Origin of the sequence: Micromonospora sicca (assembly GCF_003172935.1) — a bacterium.
Classification (GTDB): domain Bacteria; phylum Actinomycetota; class Actinomycetes; order Mycobacteriales; family Micromonosporaceae; genus Micromonospora; species Micromonospora sicca.
Genome location: NZ_QGKS01000022.1, coordinates 1 through 833, shown reverse-complemented (window position 1 = coordinate 833; position 833 = coordinate 1). Strand labels below are relative to the sequence as shown.

The 833-nt window shown below is 66.9% G+C and carries 1 protein-coding gene; it reads left to right on the top strand.

Going from position 1 to position 833, the window contains the following annotated elements; genetic code table 11:
- Positions 1–455: 455 nt before the first annotated feature.
- Positions 456–833, top strand: a 378-nt coding sequence (locus tag DKT69_RS00130) for a DUF2637 domain-containing protein (protein ID WP_146230938.1), incomplete at its 3' end; no start/stop codon positions are given.

Here is an 833-nt window from a genome sequence, read left to right as displayed (position 1 = left end):
CACCGTCCGCGACTACGAACGGCTACCCGACCACCACGCCGCGATGGTCCAATGGGCCATGATCATCGTCATGACCCGCCGCCTCGCCCGCCACCAAAACACCTGAAACCCTTATTTACCAGGCTCTTAGAGGGCTACTCCCCAGGGGGTCACACGGCGATCTGATCATGCGGCAGCGGCGTGCCATCCGGCTTGGCCGTGGGCCTTGACAAGACGCACCGCAACGCGCGTCCATGAGTAGGCAGGTTGGATTGCCGACGACTCGACCGGGAGGGGAACCGCTGTGATGTCAGCCCGTCAGCTCATGCCCTGTCCCTCCCGTTCCGAGGAGTCCTATGGCCCTACCCACAGCCGCGACGGCTGATCAGCAGCACAGCGCCCCCGCCGGCGCAGATTCCTTCGACGTGCCGCCCTCACGCGGATCGCGTGCCGAGAACCTCACCCAGATCGTCATCATGCTCACGATCGGTGGCGCCGCTGGGGCGGCAAGCTTCACCCACGTCCACAACGTCGCCGCCTCCCACGGTCAGGACGGCTGGCTCGCCTGGGCCGACGCCATCGTCCTGGAGCTGATGTCCATCGCTGCCGGACTGGAGCTGCGTTACCGCAAACGCCAGCACGCCTCGACCAGGTTCCCCGCCACCGTCCTGATGTGTGCGGTCACCCTGTCCATCGCCGCGCAGGTCGTGGAAGCGGAACAGTCCGTCATCGGGTGGATCGCCGCCGCTCTGCCCGCCGTCGGCTTCCTTGTCATGACGAAGATCGCCTTGAATCGGGCTGCCACGCCCGGTCCCCACCGTGCCGCCGCCATCCCCGACCCTGTCGTCCCCGTC